The following is a 2383-nucleotide window of genomic DNA, read 5'->3' as shown; positions in this document are numbered from 1 at the left end:
TTTGCAAGAAGAAAAGGGCACACGAGATTCCTATCCGTTGCGGGGGCGGGAGGATGGGAAAAAGAGAGAGGTGGGCGGTGGCCGCGGCGGTGGCAGCGGCGGAGGTCGGTCTCTCGGCGGCCGACCCGCCGGTGTTCGCACCAGTCGTCACCTCGGACGGCCCGCCGGCCACCTCCCCGGCCGTCTCTCCTGCCACTTCTCCGGGAGTCGGCGCAGTCTGCGCGGGAGAGGGAAGTGCGGGATCGATTCCGGCCACTTTGGGCAGGTGCGGCACGCTCATGGCAGGCGGCTCTCCGATGGGTGCGTCTCGCTGGGAAGCATCGCAAACCCCCATGTCAATGAGCGCCGCTGTCACTGCGTCCACATGTACACGCACACATAAGGAGATGTCCAGCATTGTCACGACTGGACGCGCGCCAATTCCGATGACCTCACGCTGGCCGGAAAAAGCGGTAGGGGGAAGGGTCTTGCGGTCGACTGAGCACCGTTCGAACCGGGCGTCCGCCTGACGGCTCGCGTCGGCACCGCCCACCTGGGTCGGCGCCCGGCCGAGGCCGGAGGGGCGTCATCCCGGACCCGTTGGGTACGTACATGTGTGTACACAGGTGTCTACCTGTCATGTGTGTGCACAAGTGTCTACCTGGATGTACGTGACCGGTGACGGCCGGGACACACGGGAGCGGCGCGGAACCCGGCGCCAGGCCCGCGCGTCCCATCCCTCGCGAGGCGGGACCGCACGGACGCTCGGCAGGAACACGTGGACGACGGGGACCAAGGGGACCACGGGGATCACGGGGCGCACGGCGGCTCGTGGAACGCCTGGCGCGCGCCAGGCACACGCCACCCCCGCGCCAGGTGTGGAATGGACAGACGGCGGTAGCCGGGACTCTCCGGACCCGCTTCGGGTCCGATGGCAGGCTCCGAGCCACGGAGCCGCCCGGCGGGACGGCGCAGTGCGACGAAACGGCACAGTGCGACGGACGCGGCGCCTCGCGAAGCGTGACGCGGCGAAGCAGCAGAGCAGCGAGAGCAGGCAGTACCCGAGCGTCGCCGTGCCCGCGGCACGGTGGCGCCGGTGTGGGACACGCGTCTCCCGGCCGGCCACCCGAGGCGGCCGAGCGGCGCGCGACAGTGGATGACCTCGGCGTTCAACGGAAAGGAACGAGCGCTCATGCGCGAGATCCTCGGAAGGCGACGCAGGCTCCGGCTCCGGCGCGGAAGGAGGGCTGACCACCTCGGCGCGGCGCTCCAATGCGCCACCGAGTGGGACTGGCCCGTACTCCCCGGCGTGGGACTGCCGGCCGCCGGCGGCCGCGGCGACCGCGACCGCGGTGACCGTGACCGCGGTGACCGTGACCGCGGTGACCGTGACCGCGGTTGCGCCTGCCCCGACCCCGCGTGCGCGGTACCCGGCGCGCACCCCTTCGACCCCGGGCTGCTGGCGGCCACCGCCGATGCCCGCATGGTCCGCTGGTGGTGGACCAACCGCCCCGACGCCCCGATCCTGCTCGCCACCGGCGGCAGAGCGCCCTGCGCGGTGAGCCTGCCCGCCGTCGCGGGCGCCCGGGCCCTGGCGGAGCTGGACCGGCTGGGACTCGACCCGGGGCCGGTGGTGGCGACGCCCACCCGCTGGTCGCTGCTGGTCGCGTCGTACACCCTGGAGCAGCTCGGCGAACTGCTGTACGCCAAGGACCGGGTGCCCGGCTCGTTGCGGTTCCACGGCGAGGGCGGCTATCTGGTGCTGCCCCCCTCGGACACCGGGAGCGGGCTGGCGCGCTGGGAGCGCCGGCCGCCAGCCGGGCCCGCCGCGCCGTGGTTGCCGGACGTCGAACTCGTCGTGGACACCCTCGTCGAGGCGAGCATCAGCACCCCGGACGACGGCAGCCGGCTCCACTACTGACCTCCTCCACCGGACCTCCTCCTTCGTCCCCCTCCGTCCTCCGTCCTCGGTCCTCCTCCGTCCACCGTCCTTCTCTCCGCCGTCGTGCGTGTCCGCCGTACGGGAGGGATGTACGCGGTACGGGACGGATGTACGTGACGGAGCCGCCCGTCGCCCGTTGGTCCGGGGGCGGGCGGTTCCGCGCGGTCACCGGCCGCGCGGGGACCGCCCGCACGATCCCCGCTTGGCAACAGGTGCCGGGCAGTAGGCAGGTGGGTGGCGATGAACCTCCGTACGACCGGCTCCTCCGCATGACCGGCTCCCCTCGCATGACCCGCCCCCTCATGACTCGCCGTCATGTGACCGGCCGTCGCGTGGCCGGTCTCCGTGCGACGCGTCTGCGCATGACCGGTCTGGTCGCGGCCGCGGCCTGCGCCGCACTCCTCCCCATGGCGGCCGAGGCCGCGACCAGACCGGTCATGCGCAGACGCGTCGCCCGGCGAC

The 2383-nt window shown here is 72.6% G+C and carries 1 protein-coding gene; it reads left to right on the top strand.

Annotated elements, in window-relative coordinates:
• Nucleotides 1-1171 precede the first annotated feature (1171 nt).
• Nucleotides 1172-1900: a bifunctional DNA primase/polymerase gene (locus tag C6N75_RS28850; RefSeq protein WP_105871794.1), complete on the top strand. Its 729-nt coding sequence runs from the start codon at nucleotides 1172-1174 to the stop codon at nucleotides 1898-1900.
• Nucleotides 1901-2383 lie beyond the last annotated feature (483 nt).

This window comes from Streptomyces solincola (genome assembly GCF_002982015.1).
Lineage (GTDB): Bacteria > Actinomycetota > Actinomycetes > Streptomycetales > Streptomycetaceae > Streptomyces > Streptomyces solincola.
Note: the sequence above shows the minus strand (reverse complement) of the source record. Positions and strands in the feature narration are given on the sequence as shown.